The following is a 17,461-nucleotide window of genomic DNA, read 5'->3' on the forward strand; positions in this document are numbered from 1 at the left end:
CTAGCGGTGGAGCCTAGCTGCGCACCAGATCCAGCTCGAAGTGGGGCTTGGACTTGCGTGCATTCCACGCGTGGACCTTGTACCCATCGGCTTGCGGCTGGAAGGCCAGGTCAACCGATGCCGGAAGCACTACCGGGGTCTTGAACTCGATGCTCCAGTGGTACGTTCCGTTGGCTGGTTCGATCCCCGCCAATGCCCGGGCTGCCAGGTAGATGCCGTGGGCAATAGCCGCTGGCATGCCCAACGCCTTGGCGCTGAGCGCGGACAGGTGAATCGGGTTGTAGTCGCCGGCTACTGCGGCCCAACGACGTCCCGTTCCCTGATCCAGTTTCCAGCTCGCGGTACGTTGCGGTGCGGCAAAGGCCGGATGCGCGCTCTTCTCCGGTGTACGGCCCTCGAGCCGCACGCCTTTGGCCAAGAACGTGCTGCGCAGCAGCACCCGGTCCTGCCCGTCCACGACGAGGCGCATCACCAAGTCGGAGGTCGCCCCATGGGGATGGGCCGAAAGGTTCTCGCTGTGCACCTCGATATCGAATGCTTCGTGCTCCCCCAGCGGCTGGTCCACATCGACCTGGTTGGACAGGTGGATCATGCCCAGCAGCGGCAAGGGGAAATCATCTTGCACCATCAAGGACATCGCCAGCGGGAAAGCCAGCGAGTGCAGGTAGAGGCTGGGCAGCACGCCGTTCATCGGCGCACCTACGGCCTGGCGGAACTCGGCGAGTTTCACCGGATCGGCCTTGGCGCCCTGGAAGACCAGGACGGTTTCGGGCAGCACCGGGTTCTTCGGCTTCCGCTTCAGGGTCTTCACGGCCTTGGCATAGACAGAGGCCATCGAGGGAATCGAGGTGACGATCTGCGCACCCATCTAGGCACCTACCAGCGATTGGCCGCAGACCCGCAGCACCTGGCCGTTCAACCCGGCCGCGGCGTCCGACCCGAGGAAGCTAATCGCCTCGGCAACGTCTACCGGCAGACCGCCTTGCATCAGCGAAGGCAGAACCATGCGGGCAACGGTGCGGGTACCCAGCGGGATCTTCGCGGTCATCTCGGTCTCGATGAACCCCGGAGCCACAGCGGCGATGGAGCCACCATTTTCTGCAAACAGCTTGGCGCTGGCGTGCACCATGCCGATCACCCCGCCCTTGGAGGCTGCATAGTTGGTCTGGCCGCGGTTCCCGGCAATGCCGGAGGTGGAAGCCAGCGAAACGATGCGCAAACCGGGCAGCTTGGCTGCCAGGAAGGCTTCATTCATGCGCAGCTGCGAAGCGATGTTCACGGCAATCACCGAGTCCCAGCGGCCGGCATCCATATTGGCCAGCAGCTTGTCCCGGGTGATGCCGGCATTGTGGATCACCAGATCCAGCGAGCCATGGCGGCCGATCGCATGGTCCATGATCTGCTGGGCGGCATCCTGGGCGGTGACATCCAGCTGCAAGGCGGTGGCGCCGATGGAGTTGGCGACCTTGGCTAGCGATTCGCCGGCAGCAGGCATATCCACCACAACCACCTGCGCGCCGTCGCGGGACAGCGTCTTGGCGATGGCCGCGCCGATGCCGCGAGCGGCACCGGTCACCACCGCGACCTTGCCGGCCAGCGGCTTGGCGAAGTCGGCAGGCAGCACGCCATCATTGGTGCGCACGGAAAGGAACTGGCCGTCCACGTAGGCGCTGCGCCCGGAGAAGAAGAAGCGCAGCGCGGCCAGCGCACTAGGGCTGGCAACGCTGGTGCCTTGGGCAAGCACGATGCCGTTGGCGGTGGCTCCCCCGCGCATTTCGCGGCCCATCGAGCGCACGATGCCGTCGATGCCCTGGCGCACGGCGGAAAGCTCCGGCGCATCGTCATCGCTGGCGGGACGGGAGAAGGCCACCACGCGGCCGCCTGGCAGCAGCTTGCGCAATGCCTGGCCGGCCGCCAGCATCAGCGGCGACAGCTCGGTGGGGTGCTCGAGTTCATCGAGCAGCAGCACCAGCCCGCCGAGCTTGGCATCGCCGGCGTCGTGCCGGCGCACATCCAGCCCCCAGGCGACCAGGGTGTCGCTCAGGTCCTGGGCCTTGGACGAGGCACCGAGCACCAGCACCGGGCCGGGCAGCAGTGGCGCATCGGGGCTGTAGCGGCGCAAGCGCGGAGGACGCGGCAAGCCCAGCAGGGTGGCCAGCTTCTTGGTGATCCCGGAATTAACCAGTTCCATGTACTTGTCCGCCATTAGCTGCGAGCCTCCAGAATTGCGACGACGCCCTGGCCACCTGCGGCGCAGACCGAAATCAGCGCGCGGCCCGAGCCCTTTTCATGCAGCATTTTCGCGGTGCTGGCGATGATGCGCCCGCCGGTGGCGGCGAAGGGGTGCCCTGCGGCCAGCGAGGAGCCGTTCACGTTCAGCTTCGACCGGTCGATGGCGCCCAGCGGGGCATCCAGCCCCAGCTTCTCGCGGCAGAATTCCTCGTCCTCCCACGCCTTGAGCGTCGAGAGCACGGTGCCTGCGAAGGCCTCGTGGATCTCGTAGAAATCGAAGTCCTGCAAGGTGAGGTTGTTGCGCTCCAGCATCCGGGCGGTGGCGTAGGCCGGAGCCATCAGCAGGCCCTCGGCACCGTGCACGAAGTCCACTGCTGCCGCTTCGAAGTCCACGAAATTGGCCAGCATCGGCAGGTCGTTGGCTTGCGCGTAGTCTTCGCTGCCCAGCAGCACGGCCGAGGCGCCGTCGGTCAGCGGGGTGGAGTTTCCGGCGGTCATGGTCGCCGCATCGCCCAGGTTCTTGCCGAAGGCGGGCTTGAGCTTGCCCAGCTTTTCCATGGTGGAGTCGGCGCGCAGGTTGTTGTCCTTGGACAGGCCGTTGAACGGGGTGACCAGGTCGTTGAAGAAACCGCGGTCGTAGGCGGCGGCCAGGTTCTGGTGGCTGGCCAGGGCCAGTTCATCCTGGGCCTCGCGGGTGATGCCCCACTTCTTGGTGGTGATTGCCTGGTGGTCGCCCATGGACAGGCCGGTGCGCGGTTCGCCGGTGCCGGGGGCTGCGGGGGCCAGATGGCCTGGGCGCAGCTTGGCCAGCGCGGCGAGCTTGGCCTTGGTGCTGCGGGCGCGGGAAAGCTCCATCAGGATGCCGCGCAGCGCATCCGAGACGGCGATCGGCGCGTCGGAGGTGGTGTCCACGCCGCCGCCGATGGCGGAATCGAGCTGTCCCAGCTTGATCTTGTTGGCCAGCGAGCCGATGGCTTCCATGCCGGTGGCGCAAGCCATCTGCACGTCATAGGCAGGGGTGGCGTGATCCAGCGAGGAGCCGAGCACCGATTCGCGGATCAGGTTGAAGTTCTTGGAATGCTTGAGCACCGCGCCGCCGGCGACGGCGCCGATGCGCTGTCCCTGCAGGCCGAAGCGGGCGACCAGGCCCTCGAGTGCTGCAGTGAACATGTCCTGGTTGGACGCATTGACGTAGGCGGTATTGGAACGGGCGAAGGGAATGCGGTTGCCACCGATGATCACGGCATTGCGCACAGAGGGCTGGCTCATGTTCGTTGAACTCCTACAAATATTCTGGTGTGACAAGTATTACTGTAACCAAGAGTACATGATACTGTGAGTTACGTGAACAAGATCACTGGGGAAATCGACCGCGAGACCGACGGCCGGGCAGCTCGCTGGCAAGCGCATCGCACCGCGCGCCACGAAGAACTGCTCAAGCTGGCGCGCAAGGCCGTGCACAAACTCGGCCCGCAGGTCTCCATGGAAGACATCGCCAATCACGCGAAAACTTCCAAACCGGTGTACTACCGGTACTTCGGCGACAAGGAGGGCCTGCGCCAGGCACTGAGCGCCATGGTCATCAACGACTTCCGCGAACGCGTCATCGCCGCAGGCCTGGCCAAGGAAGACGAAATCAGCGCCCTGCACGCCATGGTTTCCTCCTACCTGGAGCTGGCAGCCAACAGCCCGAACCTGTACTTCTTCGTGACATCGGCCCCGCGCTGCGCCGACGATGAATCCGCTGGCGCCCTGAGCACCTTCTTCGAAGAGGCATCCAGCTTGATGAGCGAACGCCTGCTCAAGCTCTATGACCAGCGCGCCACTTCCGCGACCCTGGAGTTGTGGCCGCGCGCGGCGCTGGGCATGGTCCGCGCGGCCGGCGAACAGTGGCTGCGCCAACCGGATTCCGCCAACAAGCCGGCATTGCCGTCGCTGGCCGCGGAACTGACCAATTGGCTGGCCTATGGCATCGCCTCCACCCGGACCCCGAAAACCAACTGAAGCACCCAGGTGCACTCCCAACCCGACTCACCACCGAATAGAAAGACACGTCATGAGCGAGAACCGCATCAACGTCAACGCCCTGTCCGAACAGCTCTTCGGCCCCTATGCCGAAATCCGCAAGGCCTCTCGCGCCCGCGCCGCCGATCCGCAGCTGCAGCGCGACCCGCTGCTGGGCATGGACGAGCACCGCGAACGCGTTCTGGGCCAGCTGGGCATCCTGGTGCAGCAGGAAGCCGTCCAGCGCGCCTTCCCCACCGAATTCGGCGGCAAGAACGACCACGGCGGATCCATCGCCGCCTTCGAGGAACTGGTCGCCGCGGACCCGTCGCTGCAGATCAAGGCCGGCGTGCAGTGGGGCCTGTTTGCCGGGGCGATCCTGCACCTGGGCACCGAAGAGCACCACAAGGCATGGCTGCCCGGCGCGATGAACCTGGACACCCCCGGCGCCTTCGCCATGACCGAAATCGGCCACGGCTCCGACGTGGCCGCGGTGGGCACCACCGCCACCTACGACGAGGCCACCGATGAATTCGTCATCCACACCCCCTTCAAGGCGGCCTGGAAGGAATTCCTGGGCAACGCCGCCCTGCACGGCAAGGCCGCCACCGTCTTCGCGCAGCTGGTCACCAAGGGCGTCAACCACGGCGTGCACTGCTTCTACGTGCCGATCCGCGATGAGCAGGGCAACTTCCTGGAGGGCATCGGCGGAGAGGACGACGGGCTCAAGGGCGGGCTGAACGGCATCGACAACGGCCGGCTGCACTTCACCAACGTGCGCGTCCCCCGCACCAACCTGCTCAACCGCTACGGCAACGTGGATGAATCCGGCACCTACTCCTCGCCGATCGCCTCCCCGGGCCGCCGCTTCTTCACCATGCTCGGCACCCTGGTCCAGGGCCGCGTCTCGCTGGACGGCGCCGCCACCAACGCCTCGAAGATCGCCCTGCAGATCGCGGTGACCTACGGCAATCAGCGCCGCCAGTTCAACTCCGTCTCGGACACCGAGGAAACCACCTTGCTGGACTACCAGCGCCACCAGCGCCGGCTGCTCACCCGGCTGGCCCGCACCTATGCGTCCTCCTTCGCCCACGACGGGCTGCTGGAGAAGTTCGACGCGGTGTTCTCCGGGCGCGAGGACAGCGACACGGACCGCCAGGATCTGGAAACCCTCGCCGCGGCGCTCAAGCCGCTGAGCACCTGGGACGCGCTGGACACCCTGCAGGAATGCCGCGAAGCCTGCGGCGGAGCCGGGTTCATCGCCAAGAACCGCTTCACCCAGCTCTATGCAGACCTCGATGTCTACGTGACCTTCGAGGGAGACAACAATGTGCTGCTGCAGCTGGTGGGCAAGCGCCTGCTCACCGACTATGCCGCCGAATTCCGCAAGCTCGATACCGGGGCCATGGCCCTGTACGTGGCCAAGCAGGTGGGCACCACTGCCCTGCACCGCTCGGGCCTGCGCAGCGTCGGCCAGGCGTTCGCGGATATCTCCGATGAGCGCAAGAGCGCCAATTTCTTCAAGGACCCGGAGAACCAGCGCGCTCTGTTCACCGACCGCATCAACGCCAAGGTCGCCGAGGTGGCCAACGCCCTGCGCGGTGCCGGGAAGAACAAGGCCAAGGCTGCCGCCGCATTCAACGAGAACCAGGACCTGCTGATCTCCGCGGCACGCGACCACGGCCAGCTGCTGCGCTGGGAAGCATTCACCGCGGCATTGGAGAAGACCGGGGATCCGACCACCAAGGAGGTGCTGACCTGGTTGCGCGATGTCTTCGCGCTAACCCTGATCGAGGATGACCTGGGCTGGTACCTGGCCAACGGCCTGCTCTCGATGCAGCGTGCCCGCACCCTGTCCGGCTACATCAACCGCCTGCTTGCCCGCCTGCGCCCGCATGCCCAGGACTTGGTGGAAGCCTTCGGCTACACCCAGGACCACCTGCGTGCCGATATCTCCTCGGGCGGCGAAGCCGAGCGCCAGGATGAGGCCATGGAGTACTTCCGCAAGCTGCGCGCCAGCGACAATGCGCCAATCAGCGAGAAGTCCTTGCAGAAGGCCAAGCGCTAGAGCCAACGAGCAGGTGCCCGGACCAGGGGGATTTCCCCCGGGCCCGGGCACCTGCTGGTTAACGACTGCTTCGCCTAGTTTCCCAGCCGCTGGGCCAGGGCTACCGTCAGCCCTTCGGGGCCCCGCACATAAGCCATTTTCCAGGCGCCTTCGTATTCCCCGACGCCGCCGATCAGTCCATAGCCCCGGGTTTCAAGGCCGGCGACCATCCCCTGGAGGTCATCTACCTCGAAGGCGATCGAGCGCAGTCCCAGTTCGTTGGCCATGGCGTGCGGGTTGCCCGGTTCATGGGCAGGCTTCTCGAAGCTGGCCAGCTCGATGCCGACCTCCGAATCCGCGGACTTGAGCATGACGACATTCGTGCGCGAGTCCTTGACCCCGCACACGGTTTCCAGGAACTCCCCTTCCATCCCGTCGACCCTGCCCTCGACACTCAAGCCCAAGCCGATGAAGAAGCCAGTCACCAGCTCAAGGTCTGCAACGGTGACGCCGATATGGTCAAAACGGATGATTCGCGGCATGGTGGTAGGCACCCTTTCGCTCCTAGATGGCCAGGCAAAGATGGCCAAGTTCGCTGGTTAGCCACAGGGTACGCCCACCGCGCGCCCGGAACCAGCCCGCGAAGAAGACTCCATGGAACTTGGAATCCGGCCAGCAGTGCGATCCCTAGTGGTGCCAATGCCAGTACTTCAAGGATGAAGAATGGAACCGCGGGGCGGAATCCGCCTGGGTGCTGATTTGTCTCGTGATCCGCCCCGCATTCCGCGGGCGGATCATTTCAGGGCAGTTGCCTGCTGCCGCGGTCGAGCATGCCCGCCCCACCGATACCGGAATCACCTACAAGGGCAGAGAGGGCCTATTTTCCGGCATCTTGGCCAGTTTCGAATCTGCCGGCTTCACGATCATGAATCGAAATCGAAGCCTCGCACTGGCCGAACAGGGCCGCTGGCCACCCAGCTAGAGACTTGCCTGCCCCAGTCCATCGAGCACCAGCGCCACCCTTGCCCGCTGCTCCCGGTTAAGTCCCTGGACCGGCAAGGGCAGGCAATTGGGTGCTGCCAGGCCCAGGTGCTCGGCAATGGCGGCACTGACGCGCAAGCTGCCGCCGCATTGCGCCATCAGGTCCCACAACGGCCGCAGATCCTCGGAAACCGCTAGCGCCTTCTGATGGTCTCCGGCCTGCACCGCACGCGTAATTCCAAGCATCGGGGCCGGGATCGTTCCGCCCACCGCGGTAAACCACGCGTCGCATCCTGCGATGAGTCCGGCTGCCCCGAACGCATCGCCCGATACCCCGATGCCTACGTGATCGGGAAGCACCGCCCGAATCGCCGCGACATGCGCCAGCGCATCCACCGGATCGGCCGGAACCCCCGGAATCTTGATGGAAATGATCCCCGGCAACTGCGCGATGCGCGCATAAAGCCCGTTGCTGAAGGTGAAATGCGTTGTCCCAGGGTTGTCATAGACAACGACCGGTAAGTCGCTGCGTTCGGTCGCCGCCCTGAACAGTGCGAAGACTTCATCATCGTCCAGCCGCTGGTAGCCCACCGGGGCGAGCAGAACGCCGGCCGCACCGGCGGCCTTGGCGTCGTCAATATGCGCCAGGACGTGGGCCGTGCGCATGGCGCCGACTCCAGCCAGCACCGGGATCCCCGTTGCATGCTGCACCGCCAACCCGATGACGCGTTCGCGCTCCGCGCGGTCCAGGTACATGTACGAACCGGTCGAGCCCAGGACGGTAATTGAATCCACCCCGGCCGCAACCAGTCGCTGCACCAATCCGATGAATGCAGGTTCATCGAGTTGGTCATCATTCATTGGGGTCAGCGGGAAGGCGCTGAGCCCGGTCAAAGCGGTGACTGGCACTGCGCCAGTTTTCGTTGATGATTTCATGATGCGTCATCCTGTCTCATGTGCTGGTTCCTCGATCTTACGGCCAGCAGCGCGCAGGCGATGACCGCGCAGCCGCCAACCACGGTGGGCCAACCGATTTGTTCGTGCAGCAGCATCCCGGCCCAGCAGATCGTCATCACCGGCTGCGCCAGCTGCACCTGGCTCACTTGCGCCATCGGGCCGATGGCCAATCCGCGATACCACGCAATGAAGCCGAGGAACATGCTCACGACGCCAAGATAGGCGAATGCCGCCCACTCGCTGAATGTTGCCGTGGGCGGTTGCTGGAGCGCCGAGACGGTCGTGAGGGTGATCATTACCGGTGAGGCCAGGACCAGCGCCCATGAGATCGTTTGCCATGAACCGAGCTCCCGCGAGAGCAGTCCGCCTTCGGCGTAGCCGATAGCGCAAGCGAGCACCGCCCCGAAGAGCAACCAGTCGGCCCCGTGCAAGCTGCCCAGCCCGCCTCCTTGCAAAGCGGCAAACGCCAAGGCTGCCAATGCCCCAGAACCAGCCGCGATCCAGAATCTGGCACTGGGTCGTTCCCTGGTTCGCAGAACAGCGGCTGCGGCCGTCACTGCAGGCAGGATGGCGATCACTACCGCGCCATGGCTGGCCGGAGCCGTGGTCATCGCAAAGGATGTCAGCAGGGGGAAACCTGCGATGACTCCCCCGGCGACGACCAGCAGACGCCACCATTGCGACCGTGTCGGAAGTTTCTGGCCGGTGCTCCATAGCACGGCAACAGCCAGCATTGCGGCGATAACGGATCGCCCGGCGCCGACGAACAGCGGTTGCAGATGGCCGCTTTCCACGGCGATGCGGGTGAAGGGCACGGTGAAGGAGAAGGCGAGCACTCCCAGCAAGCCCCAGATCAGCCCGGTAACGCCCGAGGATAGCGGTTGCCGCGAAATGAGAGTAGCGGTACTATCTAGTTTCATGTTTAACAGTAGCAGTGAGCGCCTGGTTGCGGTACTGCGCGAATGGATTGCGACAGCCCCCGCCGGGAGCCAGCTGCCCTCCACCCGTACTCTGGTGGCGGATTATGAAGTCAGCCCGGTCACCGTGCAGAAAGCGCTGCGGATCCTCACCGGCCAGGGCATCATTGAATCGCGTCCGGGTATCGGCACCTTCGTTCGCAGCCACCCGGTGGCCAGGGCGCACGACCGTGCCTGGCAAACCGCGGCCTTGGGCGTTGTGCAACGGCCCCTGCCTGAACTCGCCTCCGCCCAGCGCGCTACGCCCAATGACGTCATATCCCTGCAGTCGGGCTATCCGGATCGAGACTTGCTGCCAGAACGACTGGTGCGCAGCGCCTTCTCGCGGGTCGCGCGCAGCGATGCGGTGCTCCAGCGCACCCCGGCCGCGGGGCTGCCTGATCTGCAGAGCTGGTTCGCATCCGAGCTCGGCGCCATCACCGCCCCTGGGCTGAGCGCGCCGGCGGCCAGCGACGTCGTCGTCCTGCCCGGCAGCCAAAGCGGGCTGGGCTCGATCTTCCGCTCACTGGTTGGGGCCGGCAAGCCGATGCTCATCGAATCGCCCACCTACTGGGGTGCTATCCTCGCGGCCGCGCAAGTCGGCGTGCAGCTCGTCCCCGTTCCCGCCGGTCCCCACGGCCCGGACACCGGGCAGTTGGATCGCGCTTTCGAGCAAACCGGGGCCCGCGCCTTCTACGCCCACCCGAATTTTGCCAACCCTTCCGGGGCCCAGTGGTCGCCCGAAGTTTCCCAGCGGGTGCTGGAAATCCTGAAGAATCGTGGCGCTTTCCTGGTGGAAGATGACTGGGCGAAGGATTTGGGGATCAATGCCGAGTCTTCACCGATGGCCGCCAGAGATGACAGCGGCCATGTGGTGTATCTGCGCTCCCTGACCAAAAGCGTGTCCCCGGCGGTCCGTGTTGCCGGCGTCATTGCCAGAGGGCCAGCACGGGAACGGATCTTGGCCGATAACCAGGCCCAATCCATGTATGTCAGTGGTGCGCTGCAATCCGTCGCGCTTGACGTGGTCACCCAGCCCGGGTGGCGCACCCACTTGCGCTCGGTGCGCCAGCAGCTGGCAACGCGCAGGGATCTGGTGCTCGACGCCCTGGCGCAGCATCTGCCCGAAGCACATGTCGAGCAGGTCCCGCTGGGCGGGCTGAACCTCTGGGCAAGGTTGCCGGATGCCACTAATCTGGTGCAGCTGGTCCGCGACTGCGAAATGCGCGGCGTGGCCATCTCGGCCGGAGACAGCTGGTTCCCCGCGGAACCGACCGGACGCTTTCTGCGGTTGAACTTTGCCGGCCCGAACCCTGGAGCCTTCAACCAGGGCGTCGAGATCATCGGCCAGGTGCTGCGCGCCTAGGTCCAATGCGAAGGGCTAACCAACATACCTGGTCTTCGTAGGGCTGTGCGAGGGCCGTGGGGTGCCTATAGGGCTCCAGCGATCATCAAAGCGACAAGTCCTGCAAGGCATTCGCCACCGTTGCAGCATTCAGATTGATACATAAGTGTTGCATTTCTGGTTATATATGAATATTCCAGCCGTCAATTAGCTTGAAAATAACACAATATGAACTGAAAGCATTTGTTTCGATGCAAGAAGATAAATTCTCTGACAAGAAATAAGCCCAGAGAAGAGACTCGACCGCGAGAAATCAGATACGGAAATCTCAAATAAACCAATCTAGTTTTATGCATCGGAATAATGCCGTGATGTTTTAGGAATTTTTTAATCAGAATAGTTCTTTAGCCTAGGATTATCGATTAGAATCGACACTAGACTTCAACTAATTTCTTACCTGTGATAACTACCTGCCTGGCGCAACGTTGAGCTACTCGTTCACTATGGGTTGCAATAACGAGCAAACTTCCACGAGCGCGAAGAATGTCGAATAGATCCAACACTTCATTTTCCGTCTGCTCGTCGAGCGCCCCGGTTGGCTCATCCGCAATTAGAATTGCTGGAGATTTAACGATTGCGCGGGCAATCGCCACACGCTGAGCTTCGCCACCTGAGAGTCTGCCGACTCTATGATTTTCGTACTTACTAAGACCTACATGACCGAGTGCGTCTGCTGCCGGGTCGCGGAAGGCGTTCTTATTCCCGCCTAGTCCCAACATGACATTTTGCAAGGCGGTCCGCTCAGGTAGCAGATCATAGCGTTGCGTAATTACGCCGACGTTCGCCTTGCGAAAGGCCGCCATCCTCGATTCCTTATGCTGGAGAATTTCTTCGTTAAAGCGAAATTCCCCCATATAATGAGTATCAAGACCGGCCAAAATTTTAAGTAAGGTACTTTTTCCCGAACCACTGCGTCCGAGGACGGCAATTGAAGCATCGTTCTCATCTGCTTCAAAGTTCGTGTTCTGGAACAGTGTATGGGGTGTGCCGTTAGCCTCACGAAACCCTTTGGATAGGCCTCGAAGTTCGATTCTTGTCATGTCTCTATGCAATCTTTCTTTGAAAGTACAGTTTGGTCGACCTGGTAGCAGCAGCAATATCAACACAAGCAGCAACGGCAAAAATTAGAATAATCCAGCCGACGGCTGATGAACCCTCATTGGGTAAAACTTGATAAACAGTGAGGAACAACAGTCCGATTGCGGCCCATTCGATGAGCACAATCATCCCCATCCACTTCTGCAACTCCAAACAAGAAGTTCCAATTATCCACCGTAAATTGAGGACAGTACGCCGACGACGGAAATTGAATGAACTCAGCGCGCAAACCACGAGTCCGCCAACTATTCCTAAAGCAACTTGAAGGAAGGCGACTAGCCATACATTATCAAATAGCATTGTTCGCATCAGGGAATATTGAGTTAAATATTGAGGCACACCTATAAGTGCATAGTTCGTGAATCCAGTTTCCCGCCCGATCTGGTCAAGATGCTTGAGGATATCGTTACTGGACATTTCTTTCGACGCAGTAAAATCGCTGTTGATCATTGCGAAGGACAATATCCCACCAAAATCTAGATTCGTCTTCGCTATCCCACGTAGTGTTTTTGGATACGGGATGACAATAGTGTCATCAAGGAAGTGGTCTATATCGTCTTGGTAGAACATCGAAGAGTGCGGCTCAAGGAATCCAACAACTTTGAGTGAGAACGGTTCCATGTAGAACATGCCGTCAAGTGTGTCATTGACACTGTAAATACCCCTGTAGTCCGCACCAAGCAACACTGGGATCTGGCCAGAACTGTAGTCAATATTCTCCCAATCAGGAAGTTGCCCCTCGTCGACCGTCAAATGCGAAAATTCAAACGCTTCCTTACTCATCTGCATTGACCGAACCTCCAGTGTCTCGCGCCCTGTCAGCTGATCGACGTAAACGCCGCCATTAACATAGTCTCCCCCAGCCCAAGCATCGAAAGACTCACTGCCTTTAAAATCAGCAATCGGTATAGGTTGATTAAAAGACGACAATAACTTCACGAGCTTGCTCTCATTGAGTTTCTCGTAAAACTCTCCAATTTGATCTAGTTTTTCTGGGCTTTGACGAATTTCTGTGAACTCATTGGCATCGGTAAAAGTATCTGTCACACGGTAGAGATCTTGATTGTTTCCATCACTAAAGCTTTTGATAATCGCGTTCTGCGTTGACGCTGAGAAACTGATAGTGCTGTATAAACCCGTTAAAAACAGCACTACGATAACAGCTTTTGTTGCAATAGCAAGCCAGTTTCGACGTAGATCAAAAATGAACTCGTTCATTTCATTCCTCCGTTCCTAACCACAAACGACGTCGTGAAAGAGAGAATGAACATAGATGTCAGAAGCACATGCGAGTAGAGAAAATCTTGAAACAATAAGCTAGCTCGACCCGCACTAAATAGAATTAGCGTCGGTACTATTGCCGCCGCGATCCAGACTGTCGTGTACGAGAGAATATGTCGTGACAACAAAAATGCGCGGGTGCGTCCCCACAACCGATCTACCGAATCACGCGCTGCACCCCAGGTATGCGTTAGATACCCTAAAATACCTGTCCCAGTGATTAGCAAAACCACAGTAAGCATATTCATGATGGGAGAAATGAAATCAATATTAGTTCGCCTGGAGAGACCTGATTCAATCGCACGCGTATTCTCGAAACGTTCAGTAATCCGATCGGCGTCTGGTCCGTCAACGACGAATCGACGCTCACCTGGCTCCTCAAACAACTGTGGATCGTAAATAACGATTTCGTCGGCTAACAGGCTCTTGTCCCGTGCCCCTAATAAACCAGCAACTTCATATTCTTTTCCCAGTATTACGATCTCGGCGCCCACAGCTTGGAGGTTGGCCCCTACTAATGCCCCCGGACGACTATCGGATACATTCCAACGGATATCGTGCAGTGGTAAAGATCCAGACACGTCCGTTGTCGAAAATACGGCACGAATATGATCATCGTCAGCGAGCGGTTGGAAGATGGTTACATCCAACCCATCGCCCCGAGCGTAATCGATTGCTGTCGATGGATCACCGCTCAACTCGATAGCTCTGTTCGTATATAGTGAGTTTGCCTCCTGTAGGGTGGCAGCCTGTATGGCGCGATAAGACAGCATCGCTAGATCCAACAACAGCAACAATCCGGCAAACGCGAGCACCAGAATTATGGATTTTGATCGCAAGGTACACTTTCACATTTGGCAGGTGGGGAGATGTACTCATATCTCAACCCACCTGTGTCGGTTATATCTTCCGGAAGATGTTATCTACCATAGTAAGTTCTAGCGGTGCCTGGGTCTATAAGAATCCCGCTTGAGACGGCATACCGCCGCCAAGGCAAATTGACCCCAGTACCATGGGAGCCACAGATACGACCTGAAACACCATCGATAGTGCTGCCCTTCTCCTAGTCGTGCACGCGTGGAGTGATAAATGCCGGACCAAGTCGTACAAGGCGGGTTCTGACGGTCGTTGCAACTCCTGTTTGATCAAGGTGTTGCAACGACCGTGAGAACCCGCCTCCTTTCCGGAAGTAGAAAGAAGGCCCCGGTGAATGAAAAATAATTTCATTCACCGGGGCCTGTTGAACTCTTTGCTGGCTACAGTCCGTCTACCTCGACCAGGCCGCGGCGCGTAGGCACCGGGGCCACGTGCGTGCCGTTGGCCGCCACGCGCTGAACCGACAGCAACCGCGGCGGCGCGCCGTCGGCGGTTTGCAGGATCCACGGACCGACCATCAGGTAGCCGCGATCATTTTCGGCCTCGGTGACCACGCCGGTAATCACGAAATCACCGTAGGGTTCCTGGCTGAAGGATGCGGCAACCAAATCGCCGTGGGACAGCTCGGAAACTTCAACGTCTTCCGGGGCGAACTCGCCTTCGAAGACTGCGGGGAATGAGCGCACGTCCTTATCAGGCTGGCGGGCCATGGTTTCGCCGCCGTCGGCGTCTTTGGCTTTCTTCTTGGCAGCGGCCGCGTTCAGCCCGCCGACCATGACGTCATCGAGCACGGTGGCGTGCGCGGCACCGGAGATCAGGAAGTTGCCGAAGCGGGCGGTCTTGTAGAGCACCGAGATCACGTCTCCGGCTTCCACCTCGCCGAAGGCCGCTTTCATGCCGGCTACATCGCGCTTGGAAGGGCCCTTGATAAAGACGTCCACGGGGTGATTCTCCGATTCTGCAGGAATTAGGTTCTGCGCTTAATCGTAGGCCAGTTGCCAGCCACGAAGAAAACGCCTAGCCTCGCAGGGCGGCGTCGAACCATCCGGTAATGCTCGCCGGATGGGTGATCGCGGTGCCCACCACCACGGCGAACGCGCCGGCATCCAGCGCGGCTTTGGCCTGCGCCGGGGTGTGGATCCGGCCCTCGGCAATCAGTGGCGGCTCCAGGCCCGCTGCTGCGATCTGCTCCAGCAGCTCAAGGTCCGGCCCCTCGGTCTTGTCCCGTTCCCCGGTGTAGCCGGCCAGCGTGGTGCCGATCAGATCGGCTCCGGCCTGCGCGGCAGCCAGCGCGTCGTCCAGCGACCCGCAGTCGGCCATTACCAAGGCGGCAGACCGTTCGTGGACCGCGCTAATGGTTTGTTCCAGGCTCTTGCCGTCGGGCCGTTCGCGGCGCGTGCCGTCCAGGGCCACGATGTGCGCCCCGGCGTTGGCCACCGCCAAGGCGTGGTGGATGGTGGGGGTGATGAACACGCCCTCATGGCCGTCCTTGAACAGCCCGATGACCGGCACCTCGACGACGGAACGGGTGAATTGGATATCCGCGATGCCCTGCACGCGCACCGCGCCGGCGCCGCCGATCACCGCCGAGGCCGCCACCTGCGCCATGGTCTGCGGGTGGCGCATCGGCTCCCCCGGATAGGCTTGCGCCGAAACGATCAGCCGCCCGCGCAGGGCTTGCAGTGCTGCTGCCGAAAGCAACATGTCTTTCTCCTCTAGTTTTGTGGCCAGAATAGGCTGGCCGCCCCGATCAGGGCGGCATCGGTTCCCAAACGGGCAGGTTCCAGCGCGGTGCCGCGCACCAGGTCGATGGCGCTGGAGGCGAAGCCCTCGCGCACACCCTCCCACCAGATCTTCCCCGCCCCGGCCATCCCGCCGGCAATGACGATTTTCTGCGGGTCCAGCACGTTGGCCAGCGATCCGGCGGCGGCGCCTGCGGCCAGGCCTCCGGTATGCACTGCCCGATAGGCCAAGGCGTCGCCGGCTTCGGCCAGCGCGGTGACCGCCTGGGTGTCGCGCACCTTCGGGTTGCCGGCCAATCGCTGGTAGTGCCGGTGGATCGCCGGCCCGGCGGCGATCGCCTCCACATGCCCGGTGCGTCCGCAGGAGCATTCCAGCCCGGTGGCGTAGGCCGAATCAATGTGCCCCATATGCCCGGCCACGTGGTGGAAGCCGGTGACCAGCTGACCGCCGTGCAGGTAGGCTCCGCCGATTCCGGTGCCGATGGCCAACAGCATCATCTGGCCGGTTCCCCGGCCTGCGCCGAAGCGGGCCTCGCCCAAACCGTGGGCGTGCACGTCATTGACCGCGCGCACCGCTAAACCGGTGAGCCGTCCCAGTTCGGCTGCCATGTCGGTGCCGGCCCAGCCCGCCAGGGTATCGGTGGCCGATACCACCTTCGCGGTTTCCGGGTCGATGACCCCGGCGGCGCCGATACCCAATCCGGCCGGCTGCGCCGAGCATGCACCGCGCAGCTGCTGCACCACGCCGGCCATGGCCGCGATGATTGCGGCGGCGCCTTCGCGGGCCGGTGTGGGTGCTTGGCTGCGCGCGGTGATGGTGCCATCGCGGCGCACTACGGCGCCGGCGATCTTGGTGCCGCCCAGATCCAGGGCGAGCACCTCGCCGGCGCCTGCTAGTTGTTCTTGCACTGGGCCAGGGCCTACTTGGCGGCCACCGGCAGCAGGCCGGTTTCGGCCAGGATCCCGCGGATCGCGGCGGCCTCGGAGGCATCCAGCGACGCCATCGGGGCGCTCATGGCGTTATTGGCGATGATGCCCAGTTCCACCAGGGCGGTCTTGAAGGCGCCCAGGCCTGCAGCCCCTGGCGACACCCGGGAAGCATCCGGGGTGTAGACGATGTCGAAGACGCGGGCCAGGCGGTCCTGCTCGGCCGCGGCGCCGGTCCAGTCGCCGGCCACGGCCAGGTCGAACAGGCGGCGGTAGCCCGCTGGGTCAACGTTGCCCAGGCCCGGGACCACGCCGTGGGCTCCGCCCAGCAGTGCCCCGTCGACGACGACCTCATGGCCGGTGAACACCGAGAAGCCCTCGATGTCCTTGGTGGCCAGCAGCAGCTGGCGGAAGGACACGTCGTCGCCCGAGGAGTCCTTCACGCCCACGATGGCGCCGGACTGCGCCAGCCGGATGGCCACATCCAGCGGCAGCTTGTGGTGGGTGCGCACCGGCACGTCGTAGGCGAAGATGTCGACCTGCAGGGCGTCGTGGATGGCGGTGAAGTGCGCTTCGATCTCCGGGCCGTTGGAGATGGCATAGAACGGGGTGGTGACCACCAGCGCGTCGGCGCCCAGGGCGATCAGGCGCTGGCCCTCGTCGATGACGCGGGCGGTGGTCTGCTCGCTGGCACCGACCAGCACCGGCACGCGGCCAGCGTTGGCGGCCACGATCCGGGCGAGTACCGCGTCGCGTTCGGCATTGGCCAGGTAGGGCACCTCGCCGGAGGAACCGAGCACGAACAGGCCGGCCACTCCCCCGTCGATCAGGTGTTCCACCACGGCGTCCAGGCCGGCGGTGTCAATGGCGCCATCGGCGGTGCGCGGGGTGATGACCGGCGGGATGACGCCGGAGTACTTCGGGTTGTTCGTGTAAGCCACGGGGATTCGGTCTT

The 17,461-nt window shown here is 62.1% G+C and carries 17 protein-coding genes; 4 read left to right on the top strand and 13 right to left on the bottom strand.

The genetic code is table 11. The features are described 5' to 3' along the window. Nucleotides 1–13: 13 nt before the first annotated feature. From ACP3TE_RS17165 to ACP3TE_RS17175, 3 genes are read right to left on the bottom strand one after another with little or no spacing between them, the layout of a single operon-like run. Complete coding sequence (locus ACP3TE_RS17165; RefSeq protein WP_332727069.1) at nt 14–868, bottom strand: MaoC family dehydratase; 855 nt, start codon at nt 866–868, stop codon at nt 14–16. Then, nucleotides 869–2,206 carry a 3-oxoacyl-ACP reductase gene (locus ACP3TE_RS17170; protein ID WP_332486288.1) on the bottom strand — a complete coding sequence of 446 codons (1,338 nt, stop codon included), beginning with the start codon at nt 2,204–2,206 and terminating at the stop codon, nt 869–871. Continuing rightward, the gene (locus tag ACP3TE_RS17175) at nt 2,206–3,501 is read right to left on the bottom strand and encodes an acetyl-CoA C-acetyltransferase (protein ID WP_105657820.1); all 1,296 of its coding nucleotides are present in this window, start codon (nt 3,499–3,501) and stop codon (nt 2,206–2,208) included. Before ACP3TE_RS17175 ends, ACP3TE_RS17170 begins: the two co-directional genes overlap by 1 nt. Nucleotides 3,502–3,576: 75 nt before the next feature. Here ACP3TE_RS17175 and ACP3TE_RS17180 point away from each other — a divergent pair, with 75 nt between their 5' ends. Continuing rightward, entirely contained in the window at nt 3,577–4,236 is a 660-nt protein-coding gene (locus tag ACP3TE_RS17180) for a TetR/AcrR family transcriptional regulator (RefSeq protein ID WP_105661260.1), read from the top strand. Continuing rightward, nucleotides 4,199–6,304 (top strand): acyl-CoA dehydrogenase, encoded by a 2,106-nt coding sequence (locus ACP3TE_RS17185; RefSeq protein WP_426734480.1) that lies wholly within the window; start codon nt 4,199–4,201, stop codon nt 6,302–6,304. The genes ACP3TE_RS17180 and ACP3TE_RS17185 overlap by 38 nt, the downstream gene beginning before the upstream one ends. Before the next feature lie 74 nt (nt 6,305–6,378). Here ACP3TE_RS17185 and ACP3TE_RS17190 read toward each other — a convergent pair whose 3' ends face one another. Continuing rightward, nucleotides 6,379–6,837: a VOC family protein gene (locus ACP3TE_RS17190; RefSeq protein ID WP_332595119.1), complete on the bottom strand. Its 459-nt coding sequence runs from the start codon at nt 6,835–6,837 to the stop codon at nt 6,379–6,381. Between the two features lie 212 nt (nt 6,838–7,049). On the opposite strand from ACP3TE_RS17190, the gene ACP3TE_RS17195 reads away from it, so the two are divergent. Then, entirely contained in the window at nt 7,050–7,265 is a 216-nt protein-coding gene (locus ACP3TE_RS17195; protein WP_105661258.1) for a hypothetical protein, read from the top strand. Here ACP3TE_RS17195 and ACP3TE_RS17200 read toward each other — a convergent pair. Continuing rightward, complete coding sequence (locus tag ACP3TE_RS17200; RefSeq protein ID WP_105661257.1) at nt 7,262–8,200, bottom strand: dihydrodipicolinate synthase family protein; 939 nt, start codon at nt 8,198–8,200, stop codon at nt 7,262–7,264. The genes ACP3TE_RS17195 and ACP3TE_RS17200 overlap by 4 nt on opposite strands. Beyond that, on the bottom strand, nt 8,197–9,141 hold the full coding sequence (locus ACP3TE_RS17205) for a DMT family transporter (protein WP_426734483.1): 945 nt from the start codon (nt 9,139–9,141) through the stop codon (nt 8,197–8,199). Before ACP3TE_RS17205 ends, ACP3TE_RS17200 begins: the two co-directional genes overlap by 4 nt. On the opposite strand from ACP3TE_RS17205, the gene ACP3TE_RS17210 reads away from it, so the two are divergent. Further along, nucleotides 9,140–10,543 (top strand): PLP-dependent aminotransferase family protein, encoded by a 1,404-nt coding sequence (locus ACP3TE_RS17210; RefSeq protein ID WP_426734485.1) that lies wholly within the window; start codon nt 9,140–9,142, stop codon nt 10,541–10,543. The genes ACP3TE_RS17205 and ACP3TE_RS17210 overlap by 2 nt on opposite strands. A 413-nt stretch (nt 10,544–10,956) precedes the next feature. On the opposite strand, the gene ACP3TE_RS17215 is transcribed toward ACP3TE_RS17210, so the two are convergent. From ACP3TE_RS17215 to ACP3TE_RS17245, 7 genes are all read right to left on the bottom strand, one after another. Further along, the gene (locus tag ACP3TE_RS17215) at nt 10,957–11,622 is read right to left on the bottom strand and encodes an ABC transporter ATP-binding protein (protein ID WP_402741317.1); all 666 of its coding nucleotides are present in this window, start codon (nt 11,620–11,622) and stop codon (nt 10,957–10,959) included. Between the two features lie 4 nt (nt 11,623–11,626). Next, a complete protein-coding gene (locus tag ACP3TE_RS17220; protein WP_426734486.1) occupies nt 11,627–12,898 on the bottom strand; it encodes a hypothetical protein in 1,272 nt (423 codons plus the stop codon). Next, nucleotides 12,895–13,776: a hypothetical protein gene (locus ACP3TE_RS17225; protein ID WP_402741319.1), complete on the bottom strand. Its 882-nt coding sequence runs from the start codon at nt 13,774–13,776 to the stop codon at nt 12,895–12,897. Before ACP3TE_RS17225 ends, ACP3TE_RS17220 begins: the two co-directional genes overlap by 4 nt. 441 nt (nt 13,777–14,217) lie before the next feature. Then, nucleotides 14,218–14,778, bottom strand: coding sequence for a hypothetical protein (locus ACP3TE_RS17230; protein WP_105657813.1), 561 nt, complete (start codon nt 14,776–14,778; stop codon nt 14,218–14,220). A 76-nt stretch (nt 14,779–14,854) separates the two neighbouring features. Beyond that, a complete protein-coding gene (locus tag ACP3TE_RS17235) occupies nt 14,855–15,541 on the bottom strand; it encodes an N-acetylmannosamine-6-phosphate 2-epimerase (protein ID WP_426734489.1) in 687 nt (228 codons plus the stop codon). A gap of 11 nt (nt 15,542–15,552) precedes the next feature. Next, a complete protein-coding gene (locus ACP3TE_RS17240) occupies nt 15,553–16,488 on the bottom strand; it encodes an ROK family protein (protein ID WP_426734491.1) in 936 nt (311 codons plus the stop codon). A gap of 11 nt (nt 16,489–16,499) precedes the next feature. Then, nucleotides 16,500–17,447, bottom strand: coding sequence for a dihydrodipicolinate synthase family protein (locus tag ACP3TE_RS17245; protein ID WP_426734493.1), 948 nt, complete (start codon nt 17,445–17,447; stop codon nt 16,500–16,502). Nucleotides 17,448–17,461 lie beyond the last annotated feature (14 nt).

It is taken from the genome of Glutamicibacter sp. 2E12, from assembly GCF_050030965.1.
Lineage (GTDB): Bacteria > Actinomycetota > Actinomycetes > Actinomycetales > Micrococcaceae > Glutamicibacter.

Bases quoted from the DNA above. Each gene is read 5' to 3' on its own strand.
- ACP3TE_RS17165 (WP_332727069.1), bottom strand. From the start codon at position 868: ATGGGTGCGCAGATCGTCACCTCGATTCCCTCGATGGCCTCTGTCTAT.
- ACP3TE_RS17170 (WP_332486288.1), bottom strand. From the start codon at position 2,206: ATGGCGGACAAGTACATGGAACTGGTTAATTCCGGGATCACCAAGAAG.
- ACP3TE_RS17175 (WP_105657820.1), bottom strand. From the start codon at position 3,501: ATGAGCCAGCCCTCTGTGCGCAATGCCGTGATCATCGGTGGCAACCGC.
- ACP3TE_RS17185 (WP_426734480.1), top strand. From the start codon at position 4,199: ATGGCATCGCCTCCACCCGGACCCCGAAAACCAACTGAAGCACCCAGG.
- ACP3TE_RS17200 (WP_105661257.1), bottom strand. From the start codon at position 8,200: ATGAAATCATCAACGAAAACTGGCGCAGTGCCAGTCACCGCTTTGACC.
- ACP3TE_RS17210 (WP_426734485.1), top strand. From the start codon at position 9,140: ATGTTTAACAGTAGCAGTGAGCGCCTGGTTGCGGTACTGCGCGAATGG.
- ACP3TE_RS17205 (WP_426734483.1), bottom strand. From the start codon at position 9,141: ATGAAACTAGATAGTACCGCTACTCTCATTTCGCGGCAACCGCTATCC.
- ACP3TE_RS17215 (WP_402741317.1), bottom strand. From the start codon at position 11,622: ATGACAAGAATCGAACTTCGAGGCCTATCCAAAGGGTTTCGTGAGGCT.
- ACP3TE_RS17220 (WP_426734486.1), bottom strand. From the start codon at position 12,898: ATGAACGAGTTCATTTTTGATCTACGTCGAAACTGGCTTGCTATTGCA.
- ACP3TE_RS17235 (WP_426734489.1), bottom strand. From the start codon at position 15,541: ATGTTGCTTTCGGCAGCAGCACTGCAAGCCCTGCGCGGGCGGCTGATC.